The sequence below is a fragment of the Pseudoalteromonas sp. S1727 genome, from assembly GCF_005886375.1.
Classification (GTDB): Bacteria; Pseudomonadota; Gammaproteobacteria; order Enterobacterales; family Alteromonadaceae; genus Pseudoalteromonas; species Pseudoalteromonas haloplanktis.
Map to the genome: position 1 here is coordinate 36,219 of NZ_PNDT01000041.1, position 21,847 is coordinate 58,065.

Genomic DNA, 21,847 nt, shown 5'->3' on the forward strand with positions numbered 1-21,847 from the left:
TTTTGGAGTTAGCCGTGGCTTTTAAACAGCAGTTTTTTCTACTCAAGCGACAACGTACTTTTTGGTTAATTATTTGTCTATTTATCATTGTAATCCTTACAAATGCATTTTCATTATTTAATTCTGCAGATGCCTTTTTTTACAGCCGCTTAGCAAATTTGAGCCAAAGCCAGCAAAGTAATATTGTGATCATTGAAAGCGATCACCTCAGCACCGAGCACCATCAATTAGTGCAACAATTATTAAGCTACCAGCCCAAAGCTGTGTTGGTTTTTGCTAATGAACAATTAAATGCTAATACCGCCAATAGCACTAATCCCATTAAGGTCTTTTATCCTCACCCCAAGAATCACTATTGTTTGCCGCCAATTAATGACTGGTCAGGCTATAACGTAGAATTAGCTCCGATGACAGACAGCCCATGCCAAGCTATTTGGCCTGCTGTATTCCCTCACATTGATAGTAATAACAATGTACTGCTTAATTTTGCCCTATCCCCTGCAGCGCTACCGAAGTTTTCTGCAACTCGGCTAATGACAATGGATCTGATGGCGAGTCAATTGCAAAACAAGATCATTATTCTCGGCCAACACAATGCTGGTTTAGGGGTAAAACTAAATGCTCCGAAGCTACAGCACAGCACAAATTATTTGCTGTTAACAGCCTATATTGCAGACACGCTTGATAAACAAAACAGCGTATTTACCCTCACCTTATGGCAAAGTACATTGTTATTGTTGAGCATTGCTTTACTGATGCTATTTGCATTTCAAAAGTTATCGATTAGCTACAGTTTTGTGCTTACAGTTTTGGCTGGTATATGTTGGTTTGCATTAGGTTACGTTATGCTTGTATTCCAACAGTTATTCTTACCTGTCGGTCAAATGACCATTTTTACTTTCATCACCTTGTTATGGGTTATCCTAGTGAGAAAGCTAAACGAGGACAGCGAGCTCACTAGCATGATAGGTAATATTCAGCAAAAAATGGCTGGCCGTTATTTACCAAAATCATTTATCGCTCAAAGCTCACCTTGGGATGCCATTATTCGTTTGGTCACACAACAACTAGCCTTAAATAAATCGATTTTTTTAGCACGAAAGGAAGGCGATCACCGACTTATAGAAATACGAGCTGTAAATTGCCAACTCAGTGATATTAAAGAATTGCGCCGTGATTATAAACGTGCCCCTTATTCTGATGCATTAAAAAAGTTTGGTGTAGTCCCCATTAACAGACCGTTTTTTACTGAGCTTAGCGAAGGCGAATTACAATATATTGTACCTTTAATGTATGCAGGTGACGTGCGAGGTTTCTGGGCAATGACGGTCATTCCTGATAACCAATTTAATCAACAGGCGTTTGAGCGTAATGTAAATGCTTTTGCCGGTCAGGTGGGTGAGCTGCTGTTCCACTACCGAATTTATGAGGCACAAAGTAATACCAGTGATAGCGCTATATCACAGCTACTGACATTAAAATTACAAGAGCCATTAAGCCAACAGGTCAAAACATCTATCGCTGAAATGGAACAGAAACTGACAACTTTAGAGCACGTGTTTAATAACATTCGCTCTGCCACCGTATTATTTAATTTATTTGGTCAAGTAGTGCAAATAAATCAATCTTTAGAAAAATTAGCTGCCATGCATCAGTTTTCTATTTTTGATATGACTGCACTAGATTTACTGTGTTTGGTTACCGATTTAGATACCGAAACAGCAAAAGGTAAACTGCGGTTTATCACCTTACAAAAAGGTGACATTTATGTACAAGCTCAGCTAGATGAAAAAACTTACATCCTCAATGTAAGAACCGTGGACTCAAGCCAAGTACAAAGTGCTTCAGGTGAGCCCTTCCAAGTATCAGGTATTCTATTTGAATTTATCGATATTGGATTTTTCATTGAGCAAATGCCCAATAGTAAACAACTGTGTGATTCTTTATGTAAACAACAGCAATACTATGCTAGTAACTTGATGGAGCCATCTAACTAGTGGGCGACTTTATCTTACAGTTATTCCCATCAGGCGGTGGTTTAGGCCAATCAGTTATCACTACTGTATGGATAGGGATTGCCGTTGTATGTTTGCTGAATTTACGCTTTGGCTTCCCACTTACCGGCCTCGTGGTACCGGGTTATTTGGTCCCTTTACTTATCGTCAGTCCAACTTCGGCCGCAGTTATTTTAATTGAGGCTGTGGTGGTCTACGGGATAATGTTATTCACCGCTAAGTACTTAATGCAAAAACTCGGCTATGCAGAAATGTTTGGTCGCGATCGTTTTTTTGCCATTATTCTGATCAGTATTTTAGTACGCGTCATAATGGACACCTTATTTTGGCCTTTAATTGCTAATGTACTCAGCGGCTGGGATATAACCTTTGATTACTCATCGCAACTTTATTCTCTAGGCTTAGTGATCATTGCCCTGACTGCTAATGTAATGTGGAACGGTGGCTTCAAATATGGCATGAAAGTAACACTAGTACAGCTTCTTATTACCTTTTTACTTGTTCGCTTTGTATTGATGCCAATGACCAACTTTAGCATCGCCAATCTTGCGATTATGTATGAGGCGGTTGCGGCATCAATTATCGCGGCACCCAAGGCCTACATTATTTTAGTTATCACTGCTTTTATTGCGTCTCGCGCCAATATAAAGTATGGCTGGGAGTTTAATGGCATTATGCTTCCTGCGTTATTAGCGTTACAGCTAATGCAGCCAACAAAGTTACTCACCTCATTTGCAGAAACGGCGATTATTTTGATCATTGGCGCTGCATTATTAAATTTCACCCGACTACGTAATGCCAATATTGAGGGGGCGCGATTACTGCTATTCTTTTTCAACATCGGCTTTATATATAAGCTATTTTTAAATTACTTTGTAGTGAACTATTACCCTGAAATAAAAGTAACCGATACATTTGCATTCGGTTATATGTTATCGACTCTGCTCGCGCTAAAAATATACCAAAAAAGTGCCCTTGGATTAGTGATACGTGCCACCTTTCAAACCTCTATTGTTGGCGGCGCGCTGGCTATAGTGATCGGCTTTATTATTATGTTTATTCCATCACTGTTCGTCACAACAGACATTAAAGAACTACAAAGCACAGTAAAAGTCAGTGCGCTTGGCCAACAGATCAGTGAATATAAAAGTTACCTGTATACTAAAGATAAAGCGCAGATTGACATCAGTAGCTATCAAGCAAGCCAAGATAAAAATAATTTTAAGCAAGCAATTTACGAACTAAACAAAGCCCCTAACGAACTAGAAAACGTGCAACTGAACACACAACGTTTAGCAAAGCTCGACTTTCAATTGCAGTATGATGATCACTATATTTATATTCGTGATGCCCGGAAAACATCACAACGAGGGCTATTTATAATTGCTCGAAAGCCCGCTGCTGAATTTATAGTAACTGTACCATTTCCAACGTCTGAAAGTTTAGCCAGTGATTCTGCTGGGCTTATTTTTGCACATTTTAACAGCCGAGCTTTGGTATTTGGCACCAGCGCAACCCCCACCGCAGAGCTAACTCATAATAATGAGCAAAGCCCTTATTACTTAGCCTTTATTGAAGCGATGGGAGACGAACAGTTATTTCAAATACGTGAAGTCAATAACCGTACTAGCCGTTTATTAGCAAAAACCAGCTTAGGTGCCACCAGCCAATATTGGATTTATAACCAATTACCAAGCTCCTTAAGTCAGCGTTTGCTCCAACAATTATTGGGTCACCAAGACACTTTTTTTGGTCAAGCAACTTCAAGCTCGTTACCCACGCCAACATTTGATGGACAACTCTTTGAAGCATTTTTAAACAGTGATAATTACACAACCCTGTTAGCAAATGTATCTCGGATGCAAAGTAATGATGAAAAAAATGCAGTTAACGAATCAGCGCAAAGTCTCAGTGAAGTTGTCACATTATTCTCACAACATATCACCGCCAAAGGCAGTGGTAGCTATCAACCATTGACTATAAATCAAGCCGCACTATGGGAATTTGAAATATTACACCCGTTATACCGCTTGAAAGCCATGATAACGGAACAAACCGTTGATCAGGACATCATAAACCAATTAAATCAAGTCAATGCAACAGCTAAACTGATGGGCTATGAACTCACATTATTGACTAACGCCCAAGGCCGTTTTTTACTCATCGCCCCCACTTTAAATGGGCCTGCTTTAGAGTATGGACAGGGTTTTTATATCATCAGCCTCAATAAAAGTGTCCAACTTAATATTGAAGTTCCTCGGCCAATTTTTGAAAGCAATACCTTGAAGTTTGCCACTGAATTATTTATCAACAGTAATGCAGAGCACTTATTGATAGCCGGCGCTCACCCTTACGCACACCCAAAAGCGAATGTGCTATCGCCTAATAATGTTGATTCATTATTTAATGTGGTGCATCAAAGCTATTTGCGCTTTAGCCAAAAGCAAAAAATTATGAACTTACAAATCCGCAGCCACAGTGCCCCATCTTGGATCAGACCCAGTGCGCTTGCCTTTGAGTTTACGCAATCAAATAGCGAACACCAGTCGTTGTTGCAAACACTGAATAATAGCTTGCAAAATTTAGCGGTTGATTACCAAGTTGTAAGCGGTCAAACCGCAACACGAGGACTGGAACTTGGCACTTCTGCACAATCTGGCTATCAACTATTTGCTCCCCATAGTGAATTAGCAACCTTGTGGCTTGCATCTGACTTTAAACAGCAATTTTCAGTGAATCAGCAAAGCCTATTACAGCGGTTGCTGGCTATTTCTGCCTTACCGACTATTAAGATGATAAATATCACCACATTATCTCCAGCCGATTGGCAAGATCTAAGTCCACAACAACGGAGCCATTTTACAAAAGCGATTGACCAATACGCCAGTTCACGGCGCTTAACTGCTTTAGCGCAACTGTGTAAACCTTTCACTGGCTGTAAATTACAAACAATCATGTTTGAAGGACGCCAAGAGTATGCTCTAGCAATTCGACAACACGATAAGCTATTGGCGATTTTTAATCCGATCACCAATCGACTCACTGACCAGACCCGTTTTAACACTATGATGATTGAGGGCTCGTATGCAATTTATTAAGCGACTCTTAAAATTACTCATCTTACTTGCGCTCGTTTTTGGGGTAGGCTTTGCCATCTTTAGCTTTTACCTGTGGGTAAAATCAGCTGAACCAATTACCAGCCGTTCAGATACAGAAACCCGCTCCAATGTTCAATGGTTAAGCACTGAAAAACCGTTGGTATTTTCATTCTCTCGTTCTAGAACGCATTCAATTCGCGTGTTATCAAACGCGATATTTTCTGAGCCAACGAGTTTAGATAAGCCGATTAACTACGCTATTGAATACACATTTTTAAACGAACAGAAGCAAGTTATCAGCAGCCATATCTATCATCATGCGTCCAAGTTAACACCGCCAGATAATAATGACCTGCAAATAAAGCAAATAATTGAAGATCGCCAAGCTTTACTAGTCTCTTCTGGTCAATCCTTTTATCTGAGTCAAGACCAATTAGACAAGGTGGCTAGCATATCATTAAAACTCATCACCGAAGACACACAAGTAATGGGTGTGGTGGTCAGGGTGCATGCTAAAACCTTAAACAATAGTGATGATAAATACAGTGCCTGGTTGAAATTACCACTAGAACGCAGGGAGCGTAGTAGCGCCTATCATAGCGTTGGGGTTAATGCCCTCTCCACTACCGAAATAAATAACGCAGTTACTTACTCTTGGCTAAAGCTGGCGCCACAAGGCATTCCGGGGATTGATTTCAAGGCCGACATTTTATATGAAACACTCCCATATAATGTGGTGACCTATGATTTCTCGCAACAACAGCTCAATTTAAATGACTATTATACCGATGCGACATTATGTGCCAGCATAACGCTAGAGCAGCCTGATTCACTTGTTTTTAGCCTCAATACCGCGGGGGACATAAACCTTACTTGGTACGATTCGAGCCAATTTACTGCGCCTAAAAAAGTCAATTATAAAGAGACTGCACAGCCATTAACCTTTATAACAGCGCCTTTAGATAGCGGTTTAGTAACTATATGTAGTCGTGACCCACTATTAAGTAATTGGTCTTTTAATTCACACCTGCCGATGACCACAGCACAAGACGGTTATTATCAAATAACTGAATCATTAACCGCACGCTATACGATTGAAGCAAATAGCGATATTAATATTGACCTTAGATCCGCAAGCAGAGGGCACGCAAGCGTGATCGTATTTGACCAAGATAATCAGCCAATCGATACCTTTACTGTTGCCTATAATGATGAAATATCGAGCTATGATCGGGTTATTTTAGATTCCACGCAACGGGAAAAAGTCCCTAAAGCTAATCAGTTTTATTTACGTGTTAATGAACGCGCAAGCGCATTAGAAATCACGACAAAGCAACCATTACTCGTACGGGTTAAATCTCGAAGTAGGCAATTTAACTATCAGCGTACGCTATGTCATTCCGTGTGTTTAGACAATTTAGAGTTCCATGATATTGCAGCCTGGTATGAGCAACAAGCAGATAACCATTATGCCTTTATTGAGCAAGACAGCTATATCAATATTCGGGTGTTTCAAGAGCCGCCAGCGATCTTAATTGAAGATACCTTCTATCAATCTCGAGAGCTTTTTAAACAATTACCGATTTCCAATGTCGCTCTGGTTAATAGCCCTACAAAATACTTTGCACCAAGCACTGAGCCAACACCCTTTCATTTTGCGTTGTTAAGTAAAAAACAAACTAAAGCACAGTTAGTTCAAATGGCGGCCAGTGCCCCAAGTACCACTACTGCCAATGTGGTTTATCAGTTAAATGCGCACGCAGCCAAAGAAGTTGCATTAAAAGAGACTGATTTTGAACAATTGGCAAATATTGAAAATAGTGCGCAAAAGATATATCAAAACTGGCAAGGGCAACGTCCGTGGATAAAGCAACGATTATATAAGCTTACTGCCAACAAGCCGCTAAAATTAACGTATCCAACACTTCGTCCGCACAGTATTGTCTTAAAAACGTATAGCCATAATGCTAAGCAAAAAATTATTATCGATGTTACACAAAATGCTAAATATCACGGTGGTTTAACCCACGAATACAGTATTACTAATAAACGTTTGCAACTGCTTCCAAGCAACTTAAGTGAAGCGTTTTTAATTCACCCTAAAGATAGTCAATTATTTGCTTACCCTGCGGTGACTCAACAAATTAATGCCGATATTCGCGCATTAAATAATGTCACTTTTACCAGTAATAAAACGGTGTGGATTGCTATATTGGAAGAGTACAGCAATGAAGAAGTAAAAATAAGGTGGTGGAACGATGATGTGTTATAAATCACTACTCGCTGCTATTTTAGTATCGTTAACTGGTCAAACTCACGCCCAACAGATTTCCACTAGTGAGGCGTATACAAGCACAAAAAATCAACTTACTCAGTGGCTGCATGTACAAAAAAGTTTAGGGCAAAATAATGACTTAGTTTCATCTTTAACACTTAAAGATAAAACTAATTTACTTGTAGCCGGTGAAATACATTATCAGCCTAGCGGTCAACCTTGTATTGCCTATGCACCACACCGTTTTTATGACAAACACACGTATGATATTGCCATCACCCTATTAGGGGATTGTCAGGTTTTTTTGGCAAATACCGTACACAGAAATACAAACGCCCAAGATGGACAAAAAAGCGATCTTGGCAAACACCGCTACAGTGTGACAAATGCCTTTATTGAAAGCTATGCAAGTACTGTTGATAAGGTCATGATTTATCAAATACATGGCTTTGATGCAAAAAAGCGTCGCACGAAACAAGGCCGCAGCAGTGATGTTATTATTAGCCAAGGGAGTCGGCCTGCAACCGCTAAATTGCAATACATAAGCCAATGTTTAAAAGAAAAATTACAGTTAACCAGCCGCGTATATCCCTTAGAAGTCACCGAGCTTGGCGGTACAAAAAATATTTTAAACCAAATAGCACCAAAAAATAGTGAGTTTTTTCATATTGAGTTGAGTAGCACTGTGCGTACACAACTTATGCAACAGCCTAATTTAATGAGTCAGTTTAAAACATGCATTACGCTATAATTGCTTTTATTTTCAGTTTATTAGTTATGCTCAGCCCAACGAGTTCGGCCTCTAATGACAGCTTTTTAAGCTCACCTATTTGGCTTAATCTAACGCCGCAAGTTCAGTTGGCTGAAACTCAACAAGCTCGGTATTTTGAAGCACAACAAACACAATACCTTTGGTTAGCTAAAGGGCAATGGTTAGAACTTGATAGCAATACGTTTAATTCGTTTATTTTTAGTTCTGGAACCAGCCATCTGGCTCAACAAAGACTGAATCTTAACCGTGACTTTATCTGTGAACAAGCAAAGTGCCAATTACCCAGCGTATCCTATAACCGGATTTTAAAGATCACCAATCACCTTGATGAAGGCGCCACTCTAGCGGCAATGGTTGGTGAGACAAATCGCCATCGTGATAGCTTTCGCCGTGCAGTAAAATTACCAAGAGCAGCAACTCGCTTCCAATACGGTCAAAATGTTGAGCACTATTATCACTTTAAAGCTGGGGAGGCAGTAAAACTGTACTTCCCAAATGGTAAAAAATTAAAATTATCCGTTCGCAAAGACTTACTCAATAAAGATCGTAATGGCAAAGTTTATGCGTATGTTAATGATCAACCCGTTAGTATTATTAGCGTTATTGCAAGTCGCGCTAGCGAGTATAAAAGTTTGCAAGTAGGTCTTGCCAATACTGATTATTTAGCAATCGGCAAAGGTGAATACTTGACGATAAACAGTGAAACCGATGCTTATATCAAACTCGAGCAAAGCCACAGAGGAATTTACGATGATCAGGCAATGGACAAGCTACAAGAATCACTTTTTCAGCCGTATTGGGTCAATAATCTAGACGACACCCTAAAAACGATTTACCTGCAACGCGACTTGTCACAACTTACCAGTTCAGCCTATCAACAAGGTGATTTACTTGCACAGCGTCGCTATCAAGATCTACTTTCGAGTATTTCATCCCGTGACTTCCTAACACCGGATACCCAAGGCAAGGTCACTATTAAAAGTCATTTTAAGCACTTTGATAGCTTAGCGAGCCTGCGTCTAGTCGATGATATAAGCTACCCTGTGTTATCAGAGGAGTATGCTCCCGTACACACTTTAGAGCAGCAACATCATTTTTCACTCACAACTAAGCAACGGGTTAGATCCACCCTCACCCTGCACGCGCGCAGCAATATTGATACACAATTGTTAGTCACCAGTGGTAACTTAGAGTGGCATTTAACTCTAGGTAAAAGCGAACACTATGCCGCTTTTGAATTGCAGGTGCCTTTAACAAACACTGAGTTAACCATTCAAAACCTACAGCAACAACGCCAGCCTATCGAATATGCATTGCAAAGTGATCAATTGTTAGCATTACCAAATAATGAATTACTTTATGCCCAAGCAGGTACTTTAAAAGAAACCAGTTCAGTTATTGAGTCTCTTTTAAATCAGCAAGTTAATCAAATAGGTAATGAGTTTATTGATTCATTAGTGCCCTATAATCCGCAATATGACACCGAACAAGCAAATACAACAGATACATTGCACTGGCAACATCAACTAGGTGAGGCTGAATACTTAATGGCTACAAAGCCGTTACAAGCGCTGCAAATAATAAAGACATTAGTAAATGTGACAGACACCGACATAGCGATTAAAGCATGGCAATTACGAATTAAAATACTCAACACGCAAGGACGTACGGCATTAGCAAAAAGCTATCACGAAGGACTTTATAAAAGCACTCAAAACCTCACGCTCAAACGCTATGCGGGTAATGCTCTGTTATTACAATATCAAGCATTAGAGCAAGATTATAAGTTACAAGGTTTATGCGCGAATGCATTACAACTACTGACACCATGTCGTGATATTCTGATCTCGCTTGCCATTAAACAACAAAAGAACCTACTCGCGTTGTGGCTAAGCCATGATTTACCTGCGACCACCACATTACAAAATAGCTTCGCCAAATTAAACTGGCGTCACTACAGCGAAACAACACAGCAACAGCCTGAGTATGAAGTTGAGCATGCAGGTATACAAACACTCGTCAGTCCAACAGGTAAGTTATCAGCGATAACTGTAAATACGACTCAACCTTTAACGTTTAAAGCACACACTCAACCTTTAACAATTGCTCTTAGAGCACGTAGTAATAGCGTACAAAATGGTCAATATAAAGTAGCCTGGCTATTTGCTAAGCAAGCACAACAGCAAACTCTACTGCCTATTTTTTCTGATGTCAGCTCAGCCAACAGTTTGCTCACTAATGCGCAGCCACTGTCTATTGCCAGTGACGCTGTGATCAGTTTAAAAGCGGGCGAGTCAGTTCGTTTATCCAGTGATCACCAAACTGTTATCAGTTACCGAGTACTCTCGCAGCCACTGGTATCGACTTACCATTATCAAAATATGGCTAGTCACTTTTATTGGCAAACTCCCTTTATGGCACTTCTATATGACGCTAATGTCAGTATGCAAGATTTATTAAATAACACCCTATTTAAACTAGCGAATAAAACACTCACGCTTAATGAGTACACACAAGTATTAGCAAAAGTAAAAGAGCTAAGTTTATCAGGGCAACTTGAGTCACTATTTTCTCGAGTACAAAGTTATGGCGAATGGGTACCATTAGATGACTATCTTGATTTTGCGGGCACGCAACTTATTGCCATTGATGCACAAGCACAAACCAGCTACAGCGATCAATTAGTCAGTGCAAGTACCCAAGAAACATACAAACAAGGACTAGTACTACGCCCTCACCATGATTTACACATAGATCTAAGCCAAACTCAGTCAAAACAAATTCGTTTAGTTTTTAATTTTTCTACAGCAGAGTTGTCACAAGGGAACGTTGCAAATGTGGCAATTAAGTTAGCGACAACAGAAAAAGTCTGGTCAGTTCAGCCAGGAGAAACAAACACGTTTGGTTTTGATAAAACAGAGCTGACCGACAACCTGATCTCATTGCAGTGGCTTAATCCCTACTTATCACAAGTTGTCACACTCACTGCGCAAGAGTATCGCAATAATCGCTGGCATGACTTACCGCTGACTAATAACTTATTATTTTACACAGTCCTACCTGAGCAGCACCTAGTCGCGCAATTGCCAGCAGATCGACTAGTTAAACTTGAGCAAATGCTTGCAAGCTCAGAGGGTAATGGTTTTGAGCAACGTGTTGAGCGCAGTTTTTTTCACCCTGCGGGTAAAGTTGAGGTCAGCACAGATAAAATAAAATACGTCAGGTTATATACTTGGCAACTCAGCGACAGCAATCATAAGGTTTCTAATTTTAAACCTGAGCAACCAATAAATGCTGCCGTAGTAACATACACATTAGCGCAACAGACCAGCACTTTGCAGCCTGAAGTTGCTCAATTTCATCCAGAAGATCTTAGCTGGCAGGCATTTATTAATTATGACCGTCGTGGTATTTTTGAATCCAGTGAGTCCATTGCCACACGGCACAGTGTTGATATTGGCGCACGGTTGCGTTTAACTGACGACGAAAACTGGTATCGCCTTGATCTCACTTATTCACTCAGCGAGCAAGACAATGAGCTTTTCTCTATTGACGCTTATCATTCATGGCAAGACCACGATACCCCTTGGTATGTAGACAGTGCATTACAAACAAGTTGGCAGCCAAGCCAAGCTAACGGCGATAGTCACTATGCTTTAAGTACCTATGTTCAAGTTGGTCAAATCTGGCGGATTGATGAAAGCCACCGTCATCAATGGCAAGTAAGCCCATTTTATAGCTACAGCAGTGCTGATATAGAAGACTTTTTGTTTGACCCTAAACTCAATTCAGATATCTATAATTTTTACCGTGAAGATCATCCCTCAGGCTGGCGTGGTGAATACCAATATCGCTATCAACCTTGGGTTGATAGCTATTTCAACTTTCTTGCCGGTAGCACCTCAAATGCCGATTGGACAAGCCTTGATATGTTACGTTTTGGTGCATCTTGGAATCAATATTACCAAGGCCACATCTTCCAAGCTGGCATAACCAGTTATTATAAATTTGCTGACGAGGACCGGCCAATTAGTACGTGGCAATATATAACGAGTGTTGGTTGGCGAAAGCAAGTGCACCTTGGTGACTTCTCGCAAGGGTGGATCAAATTACGTTGGGATCAAGACTGGTTTAGAAATGACCATAATGTTAGCTTAGAGTTTTCTACTGGTAACTTAGCCGATACTGGTTTTGGTGTTTTCTCCCACGACGAAATAATTTTTGAGTCACTTCAACTCGATCACTTTTTAGAGCAGAATTAATATGGCAACCGTAAAAAAAGCAATTACCCAAAGCAAGCTGAAAAGCCGCTTAGAGCATTTATTGTTTGCTGACATTGCCAACTTTTGGCTCGATCTCTATCGTCAAAAATATCGTCAGTTAGTGGATGATTTAGCACAATGGGAACTACTGCAAAATATTCCTGAAGATGAAGACCAAGATACCTGGTTATTAGGCCAAGCAATCGCATTTTTACGCCATCAAGTAGAAAATAAACAGCACAGTTTACAGCAGCTAGATGCTGGTTATCAGCTATTTATTGAAAGGCTCAGCCATGCTGAAATAAGCGCAGAGCGTGAATTTCACATTTTAGATTACGCTCAGCAACTCGGTGCCACACCAGAGCAATTACACCAAGACAAACTGGCCTTCAATCGCTGGTTTGACGAAGGAGCGGTGATCAACCGCTACCAAGATGTGGTTGCTGATATTGAACAAACACTTAAATTTTTAATTGGTAAACTGGGGGATTTAAGTAATCGTTATTTAACAAAATCAACGCAAGATATCGCAAAAGCATGGCAAACGCTAAATTTAGAAAGCTTCTTTTTACAGTTATTAACAAAAACAGATAACGAGCATGTACGCAATGCTTTATATCGCGCCCTCGCTAACCAAGTTCAATTGATCCATAACCACAATAGCGATCCTGAGCTAAGTGCCAATTTGATTGAAACCTTAGTATTGGCGTTAGAAGATACCAGTACGCCCCATTTAGCTCGTTTAGATATATTAGAAATTTTGATCCACCAGCGGCCAACTTATATTCGTGCCTTTATGCAACAGTTAATTTCTCAAGATGATAACTGCCAACTCGACGAGCAACAGCGATTATTTATATTAGCAGCCCTGCCGAAAATATTAATTAGTCAAACCAAGCTCACACAACTGTGTGAACGCTTATTAATGGAGCTGGCCGAACACCGATTTCCACGGGTACGTCAAAGTGTCATAGAACAAGCCAACCACTTTTCATTAAACTTTTTACAGCAACTTCTTACTACTAGGTTACAAGTTGAAACGGTCGATGCTGTGCGTTTTACATTAGTAAAACAACTCAGTAGCCCTCGCTTAAACAGTGATCACTTTGCATTTGATTTATGGTGGCAACTACTCAAAGGTAATGAGAGTATCGCGATCAAACGCTTAGCATTAGAGCTCACCGCGCGTATGATGCTCAATCAGCAATTAGAGACTACTGAACCCGATACTGTATTTACAACCTACATTAACTGCCTCAATGAACGATTAAGCTGCGAGCCAGCGCTTGCTATTCGTCGATTTATCAGCCGTACCAGAGAGCAGCTTGTTGCATTTCAACATCAAAATAAAATGGCACAGTTAGAACAAACACTGCCAAATACAGTCACTTTATCGCAGTTTGATGATGACATAGATGAAGAATTATTAGGTCGTTTATTAAGCCGAAAAGCCCAGCAAAGTGAAGGCTATAATGTAAGTAAAGATAAACAAACTTGGCGGATCCGCAGCGGTTATCACTTTGCCTTTCGTGCTTGGCGCTTTATTCATGAATGGCGCAACCCTAGCACTGACAAACGCCAAAGCTTTAATCATAGTACAGCACGTAAACCCTCCGCTTTTATGCACGTTCCTAGTTGTACCGTCGCAGAGATCAGTGCCACAAACGTGCCAGGCGAGCCATTATTTGATACAGATGAATATTCAGCACGTCCGCATTTGCCTTTACCTGATTTTTTACTTAGCGCACTAAGCCAAGACAATTTAAAGCAGCCAGCAAAAACCTATACACCCGATGGTATTTTACTAGTCACGCCACCAAAATCATTACTCCAACGCATTAAAACGTATTGTTGGTTAACGATTAATCTTGATAGTTTAGATGCTATGCGAAAAGGCAACGAGATTGAGCAAAACAATTACCTCAACACACTAAAAAAACACGGCTTTAATTTTCAGTTTAAAGCCTATGGCGAGCAACTTGGGTGTTCTTTCGCCATCGAGCCTGGTATCAATAAATTGTTTAACAAGCTGAGTGTTTCTCCTTTATTGGTCAGTATTTGGTTGAATTTTAAAGAGTACCTTTACTCCATCTATCAAAATAGTATCGGTCAGCTGATCTTCTTTGTGGTCGGCTTTATGCTTTACTTTTGGGGGCGCCACATTCGCGTCAGTCGCCGTATTAAGGCTGATCGTCGAGCAATTCCAGTTAGTATTGGTGGTTGGGGCACACGAGGAAAGTCAGGTACTGAACGATTAAAAGCCGCTTTGTTCAGCAGTCTTGCACTTAAGGTCATCACAAAAACAACTGGCTGCGAAGCCACTCTAATTTACGCACGCTCTAATGGCGAACAATTTGAAGTACCACTATTTAGGCCATTTGATAAAGCCAGTATTTGGGAGCAAAGTGATGTCCTGCACTTTGCTAAAAACGTAAAAGCGGATGTATTTCTTTGGGAGTGTATGGGGCTGACACCACGCTACGTAAAAATACTCAGGCAATGGATGCAAGATAATTTCTCAACGATTACCAACGCTTACCCTGATCATGAAGATATTTTAGGGCCTACAGGCTTTAATGTCGCAAAAGAAATGGCTAATTTTATTGCGCCAAACAGTCTGGTTTTTACCAGCGAACAAACTATGTTTCCTATTTTGGACAAAGATGCGTTACAAAAAAACAGCACATTAATTCAATCACACTGGGGCGAAGGATATCAAATAACCCCTGATATTAAAGCACTTTACCCATATGAGGAGCACCCAGATAATATTGCGCTAGTCTGTAAAATGGCAGCCCAAATCGGCTTAAGTAAAGACTTTGTATTTAAAGAAACAGCACAGCGCATTGTGCCTGACATTGGTGTTTTACAACATTTTAGCCCTGCCCCATTCGCAGAGTTCAAGATGTCTTTTGTCAATAGTATGTCAGCCAATGAACGCTTAGCTACCATTGAGAACTGGCGACGATTAGATTTATTCAGCCTCAGCAATGATCCAAATAAACAAACAATTGCTTTGATCAACAACCGCAATGACCGAGTTGCTCGCTCAAAAGTATTTGCTCACATTCTCGCTGAGGATTTACCATTTGATAAGATGGTAGTGATTGGTACTAATGTGGATGGTTTCTACAGCTACTACTTACAAGCTTTTCGTGAACGTTACCTGCGCATTATTACTAATAATGACTTACAAGAACTCGAATTATTGTGCACGCAGTTACACTGTATTAAAACTGAGGACGCACTAAGCAAAATTATCAGCGCCGCATTGGGCAACCACTACACTGCGAATGAATTCACAGGTTTAGTGAGTACAAAGCAGTTTACTGACTGGTTAAGTAAACATGCTAAAACACTAAATAAGCAGCAACAAGCAAGTTTACTAGATGTATTCAACCACTATATTAGTTACCAACAAATAAAGCCTTTATTGGACGATCTACAGAAACATCAACATCAGCTTGAAAAATTATTATTAGAATTAGTAAAAAGCAAATGCGTATTGATCAGTAACCCTAAAGTTACCCCAAATCAGTTAACCCTCAAGTTGGCATCACTTGCGAGACCACACAGCCATCAAATCGTTATTGGTATGCAAAATATAAAAGGAGCCGGTTTAGGGTATGTGTATAGTTGGCAACAATGGCAAAAGATCCACGATAGTGTTAGCACTTTATTAGATAACGCCTGTTCAGCAACGCAATTTAAGAAAACCTTAACACGCCTATCATTGATCAACAGCTTTAGTCATCTCGAATATACTTATTTAAGCAATGCATTATTAGCGATTAAAAAAGTACATCATGCTCAAAATGAGTATAGTCAGGCGGAATTGGTACATATTAGTGAACGTTTAAATAAACATCAGCGGTATGAAAGTAACCCAGCCGATGACAAACAGCAAGGCCCATTAACCCGGTTTGCCATCCAAGTCGCGGAGTCTTTCTTAGACGCAGGTGCCGCAGTTAAGCGTAAAAAAATTGCTAACCAAGTTTATAAAGATATCGCAACGCAACGTATTACTCTTGAAAAGGCCATTACCGTTTTAGCCAAGTTAAATCGTAACCAAAAGCCAGGGTGGCTAACATTTTCACAAAAAAGTGATCATTAACCCTATTCACGCCTAAACCTGCAAAGTCTTAATTACTAGGCTTTGCAGCCTCTCTCAAACGAACGTACTACACCAAAAACGACGGTAATCACTTCAACAAAATAAAATGAAATTATTTAAAAAATAATTAAATAACTAAGTTGCTGTTTATCAATAAATTGTTTTTAAAATAAGAACAAACACCATGATTATTGCAAAAACCACCATGTTCAACATTTGACCGAAAAGCAAAAAATACAGTACAATAGTACCATAAATTGTTAAATTAAATGTTAACAAAAGAAATTCAAACCTTTTGGTAGGAGAAACAAATGAAAAAATCATTCTTTAAGCTTGCAACATTACCTTTAATAATTGCTTCAGGCTTTGCAGCAGCATCAACAAATTTAGTTACTAATGGTTCTTTTGAAAATACTGCAACAATTTCTGGACAATGGAGTTTATTAAATAACCTCCCAGGTTGGCAGCGTTCAAACAATGCTAAATTTGAAATCCAAACCAATCGGCTTGGTCTGATCACTGCCCAAGAAGGAGTTCAGTATTTAGAGTTGGACTCAACAGCCAATTATAATGTGATGCAAACATTAGATACTGAAGCCGATCATAACTATGAAATAAGCTTTTATTACTCTGCACGCGTAAGTGGTAATACAACCACCAACAAAGCTGAAGTTTATTGGGATGGCGAGTTATTAGATACCTTAAATTCTACAACACGCGGTTGGCAAAAATTTACCTACACGGTAAAAGCCAGCTCGTCGGCAACTGAGCTTAAGTTTGCTGGTGCTGGTAAGTCAGATAGTTTAGGTGCCCTAATTGATAATGTTCAAGTGACTGCCAAATGTGCATCTGGCTTATATGGCATTAATAACTTTGGCTCAAATGAAGATGGCTTTGTTTATCACTTTGATACACAAACAAATACTTATTCAACGGTTGCGGGTTTAACTAATACGGCATCGAATATTGCATCTCATGATGGTGTTTTATATTTTATGGAGCAGCTAGATAGTACTACGAAAGAGTCACAAATTCTTTCTCTTGATCTTGCAACAAATGAGCAAGCGCTAGTTACATCAGCAACGTCTTACCCAATTTACCGTTCTGTAATGAGCGCTGATGGCACCACATTACGTGCAACGAGTAAAACGTACATGTATGATTTTGACCTTACTACAGGTGATAAAACTGTACTTGGTAAACTGAGCTTCCCTGGTGACTCATTTGCCGATGGTGACATTGCATACTCAGCTGATAACAACATACTTTATGTGCTTACTGGTAAAGCACTTTATACACTTGACCAAGGCTCTATGGAGTTATCATTAGTTGGCGAGCATAATGTGGCTCAAGCATCAGGGATTGCAATTGCTGCTGATGGTACTATTTATGTATCAGGACGTGTAAAAGGCGAGAACGCAAAAATCTATATGCTCGATCAGAATACAGCTGCGGCAACATTCGTAATGGATGGCCCTTCACATGTTAATGATTTAACGTTTGTTGATAGTAACTACTGCCACTAAGCAAAAAACGTCTTAAAGGTTACCAAAAGCCGAGTAAATTATTACTCGGCTTTTTCGTAGTTAAAATAGACTAGCTGAACTGGATTAGTTTTGCGGATAAGCTGTCCATTCTCCGCCATCAAGTTGAATATATGGGCGCTTATTTATATACATCATAATGGTGTCTTGGTTTTCAGCAACTTTAGGTGCAACAGGTAAGTTCTCTAATAGTGCGCGAATAGAGCCCGCCCCTGAAAAAACATCATTACGCAGTGCTCGGCTTACTAACTCTGACAACGCGAAGTAACTTGTAGGGTCAGACACTTCAATTAATCCTGAATGTTTTACATTTGCACCAATAAACTTCACCGCCGTTGGTACTGATACAATTCTTGGACTCGGTATTTCACGCAAACCTGAAAACTGCACCTTATCGCCAGTAAGCGCGGCGCCATGCTCAGGTACAACCATCAGCAATGTATTACGGCCCTGCTTTTCTAGCTGCGCAATAAACTGGCCAATATCAGAGAATAACTGCTGCTGCCTACGAGGGTAGCTTTCAATACTGCTCATTCGCCTTTGCCCAGCCACTTGATTGCCGTCATGTAAACTAATGGTATTGTAATACAGCGCTCGCGGAGTATTACTTTGTGGTTGCGATTTTAGCCAATTAGTAAGTACATCTTGATCTGAATAGATGGGTTTATCATCAAAGCCATACTGTGCCGGTGAATAATTAGTAAAGTCCAATGTTGGCACTTTAATACCACCATAGGTACTGATCAATCCTTTAAAATCATCAAAGTGACCATCATGATTCATTGCAACCTGTGTGTTATAGCCTAACTTTTCCAAGTTACTAAATAAGTGGCACTGCTGCGCGGCAGGTTTAAATAACTGCTGCTGACTAGTTTGTCCGCAACTGGCTCTTAGCAACCTTATTGCTGCAGGACCACTGTATGATGTGGCTGAATTAAAATCGCTAAACAAAATATCAAAATCAGCAAATAATTCATTTACATCAACACCAATCGCCTCTAAATCAGCATTCGCAATAGAGCACACATTCAGAATTAAAACATCAAATGATTCACCAGTTATAGCTGCTGGGAAATTGCTCGTTAGCAAACTTTGCTGTTGATAAAAACGCTGTAATTGTTGATCCGGTGTTTGCTGAGTATTCACTACATCAACTTGTGTGTTTGTTACTGCACTTTCACGACTATTTCTCACAACGGGTGCAGACTCTAAAGGCAGTTGCACTGAAGTACTCAGCCAATAAACGTAGCCAAAACCTAACAATGAAAAACTGGTATAACGCAGCCATTTTGCTGTATACCAATAAAAAATAGCCGCAACAAAAATACCAAGTAGTAAATCAACATTGACCACTCTTGAACTGATCTCTAAAAAGTAACCAATACTAAAATCTTGTACATTAGCGGCCTGTTTCGTTAACCGTGAAATAGGTGGTAACCAGGAGTCATAGTAAAGCAGTACAACTGCAGCCACCACCGCAATTACATGTTTGCTACGTTGTACTAATGGCATGCTAAATGACAAGGCTAAAAAGCTAAATAAAGCGAGATTTTCCAAAAAATGAAATGAAATATCACCACGAATAAACAACACAAATTTTAATAGAAAATATAAATTCCAAACCCCTAAACCGGTGAGCTTCACTTACTGTCCTTTTTTACTTTTTTCGGTGAATAAGGTATTAACACAACATGACGAAATGTCAGTTTTCGATAGTACCTTACAAGATAAACAAACATTCCCTTGCCAACCTGACTTAACACGATCCCCAATAATAACGCTAAAATGAATGTGATAAAAAACTGGTCTAAATTCATGAGCTCTTATCCTTTAAGGTCATTGGGTATTTAGTTGCAAATGGCCGAATCACTTTTTTGAATTCAGGTGTGGCGGTATTTAAAGTGGCAATATCAGCCGACTTAGGATCAAAAATATAGCTCACATTTTCTTTTAATTGCATTGTGTAATCAGGTATTTCTGCGTCCGTATAATGACGTTTTAAACGGCGACATTCTTGCTGAATAAAAAAGTGATCAGCAAGTACACTTTTTGACTCAAAAAAATCCGAGATTTGTAGCTTGAATAAGTGTTTAATTGCATTTTCAACGTCATGTTCACGACACGCATGTAAATACAAGAATACCTGATTACCCACAGTACTAAAAATGTCGCCTTCACGCTTAACATGAAACAATTGCAACGGGTGTATTGCCTCTATACGCGGTAACAGCTGTAATACTACCAGCACCCCACTAACCCCAAGGTTAACGGCTGAATTGCTATAACTGACCACTTGATCAGCAAATTGCATAAAGGGTAGAAACCCTTTCGCCTGCGCACTTTCGCTATACTGCAGTACATGCTCAATAGAGTGCGGTAAAGGTCGCGAGAAATAAAATCCTTGAATAGATTGAATTTGTGACAGCAATCGCGATGGCTCTGAGAAACTATACAGAATAAGGTTCACCCCTAGGGTTAAAAATAAGCACTCATCTTGATGGCGAATAATGCCATCAACATTTTGGATAACCAATTTCAGCTTTTTGCCACAGTGTTTTCTAAGTGTAAAGCATTGCCTTGCCAATGCAGCAAGGTCTGTATAACGAGTAACAGAAAACACCAACGTAGCTGCTTTCATTTGGCTAGCTTGCTGGTAAAGGGCATCGTTATCACTGGTCACATGGTAGTAATGAGGTAATTTAGTGCCCTCTGGCACAACACTTTTCACCAGCCAAACATCATTTTCATCAAAATCTTGATTTAATCCATCGCTTTGCATTTCATCAAAGTGACCGCGAGTAACGCGGTAACCATCGACAATGTCTAAATACACTGTTTCTTGCGCTATGACACCTTCATTATGGCGCCAATAGTCATATTCTAATGTCAGTAAGGAGGCGTCATTACTAACATATAAAATACCATCCAATAATCTACTGTGCTTTTGAATTTCTTTACGCATATGAACAATATCAGAACCAGTAATTATAAAAACCACGGTTAACTGGTAAGTAGTAGCTAATTTACTGTAGAGTGCAAGTTTATCATGCAGTTGAGTTGTTGAATCATGAGTAATTAATGTTGCATTAAAGTGTATCAATACAAGGCTATTTTTTAATTCTTTATATGCCTTTAACTCATTGATGATAGAGCGGTTAAATGTACTGACTTGATTAACAATTGGATCAGAGTTAAAAGAAAACGGGTGTACTTTACCCTGTTCATAAAGTGCATTTAAATGTGCTGATTGCGCAGATTCAAAAAATAAATCAATCTGCTCCGAAAGGATAAAAACATCTCCAGTCATATCAGGTAATAACTGTAATGCTAACTCAACTACTTGATTCTCTAAAGGCGCTAACAGGGTATAATTAGCGCTATCCTTTAAATACGCTAAAGCTGAATTTAGCCCTTCAATTTTGAAGTTAGGCACGAATATTATCCTATAAAAAATACTTTACGACTAGTTTTGTGCTTGGGTATGTATATAATGTACCCCAAATTACCTTGTTAGAAAATAAGTTAGTCAAATTATGTTATTAGGGGTATTAAAATGACTCATGTTGTGAAAAATTCAACTATCCTTACGCAATATGATATTACTAACTTATTGCGACGTTTTGGTGGTAAAAACCAACAGTATGTTGAAATTGTTGATGTGCAGAAAAACTTACAGACAATTAATAAATACCCTTTAATCAAAGATGTTTCATCATCGGTACATACACACGCATTATCGCAGAGTCGAACTAAAAGTAACTAGCCAA

At 39.5% G+C, this 21,847-nt stretch carries 10 protein-coding genes; 8 read left to right on the plus strand and 2 right to left on the minus strand.

Annotation, left to right across the window (positions count from 1 at the left end; all coding sequences use genetic code 11):
* Nucleotides 1–14 precede the first annotated feature (14 nt).
* From CWB85_RS11230 to CWB85_RS11260, 7 genes are all read left to right on the plus strand, one after another.
* Nucleotides 15–1,997 carry a hypothetical protein gene (locus CWB85_RS11230; protein ID WP_138554921.1) on the plus strand — a complete coding sequence of 661 codons (1,983 nt, stop codon included), beginning with the start codon at nt 15–17 and terminating at the stop codon, nt 1,995–1,997.
* Complete coding sequence (locus CWB85_RS11235; RefSeq protein WP_138554922.1) at nt 1,997–5,113, plus strand: poly-gamma-glutamate biosynthesis protein PgsC/CapC; 3,117 nt, start codon at nt 1,997–1,999, stop codon at nt 5,111–5,113. The genes CWB85_RS11230 and CWB85_RS11235 overlap by 1 nt, the downstream gene beginning before the upstream one ends.
* Nucleotides 5,100–7,385, plus strand: a complete 2,286-nt coding sequence (locus CWB85_RS11240) for a hypothetical protein (RefSeq protein ID WP_138554923.1) — start codon at nt 5,100–5,102, stop codon at nt 7,383–7,385. The genes CWB85_RS11235 and CWB85_RS11240 overlap by 14 nt, the downstream gene beginning before the upstream one ends.
* Complete coding sequence (locus CWB85_RS11245; RefSeq protein ID WP_016708877.1) at nt 7,372–8,139, plus strand: hypothetical protein; 768 nt, start codon at nt 7,372–7,374, stop codon at nt 8,137–8,139. The genes CWB85_RS11240 and CWB85_RS11245 overlap by 14 nt, the downstream gene beginning before the upstream one ends.
* Nucleotides 8,124–12,422, plus strand: coding sequence for an autotransporter outer membrane beta-barrel domain-containing protein (locus CWB85_RS11250; protein ID WP_138554924.1), 4,299 nt, complete (start codon nt 8,124–8,126; stop codon nt 12,420–12,422). The genes CWB85_RS11245 and CWB85_RS11250 overlap by 16 nt, the downstream gene beginning before the upstream one ends.
* A gap of 1 nt (nt 12,423) precedes the next feature.
* Complete coding sequence (locus tag CWB85_RS11255) at nt 12,424–16,536, plus strand: poly-gamma-glutamate synthase PgsB (RefSeq protein WP_138554925.1); 4,113 nt, start codon at nt 12,424–12,426, stop codon at nt 16,534–16,536.
* Between the two features lie 311 nt (nt 16,537–16,847).
* Entirely contained in the window at nt 16,848–18,062 is a 1,215-nt protein-coding gene (locus CWB85_RS11260; RefSeq protein ID WP_138554926.1) for a DUF642 domain-containing protein, read from the plus strand.
* Between the two features lie 84 nt (nt 18,063–18,146).
* Here CWB85_RS11260 and bcsG read toward each other — a convergent pair whose 3' ends face one another.
* Both bcsG and bcsE read right to left on the minus strand, forming a co-directional pair.
* Entirely contained in the window at nt 18,147–19,724 is a 1,578-nt protein-coding gene (gene bcsG, locus CWB85_RS11265) for a cellulose biosynthesis protein BcsG (RefSeq protein ID WP_138554927.1), read from the minus strand.
* A gap of 169 nt (nt 19,725–19,893) precedes the next feature.
* Nucleotides 19,894–21,513: a cellulose biosynthesis protein BcsE gene (gene bcsE, locus CWB85_RS11270; protein ID WP_138554928.1), complete on the minus strand. Its 1,620-nt coding sequence runs from the start codon at nt 21,511–21,513 to the stop codon at nt 19,894–19,896.
* Nucleotides 21,514–21,633: 120 nt separating this feature from the next.
* Here bcsE and bcsR point away from each other — a divergent pair, with 120 nt between their 5' ends.
* Nucleotides 21,634–21,843: a BcsR/BcsP family cellulose biosynthesis protein gene (gene bcsR / locus CWB85_RS11275; protein ID WP_138554929.1), complete on the plus strand. Its 210-nt coding sequence runs from the start codon at nt 21,634–21,636 to the stop codon at nt 21,841–21,843.
* The last annotated feature ends 4 nt before the right edge of the window (nt 21,844–21,847 follow it).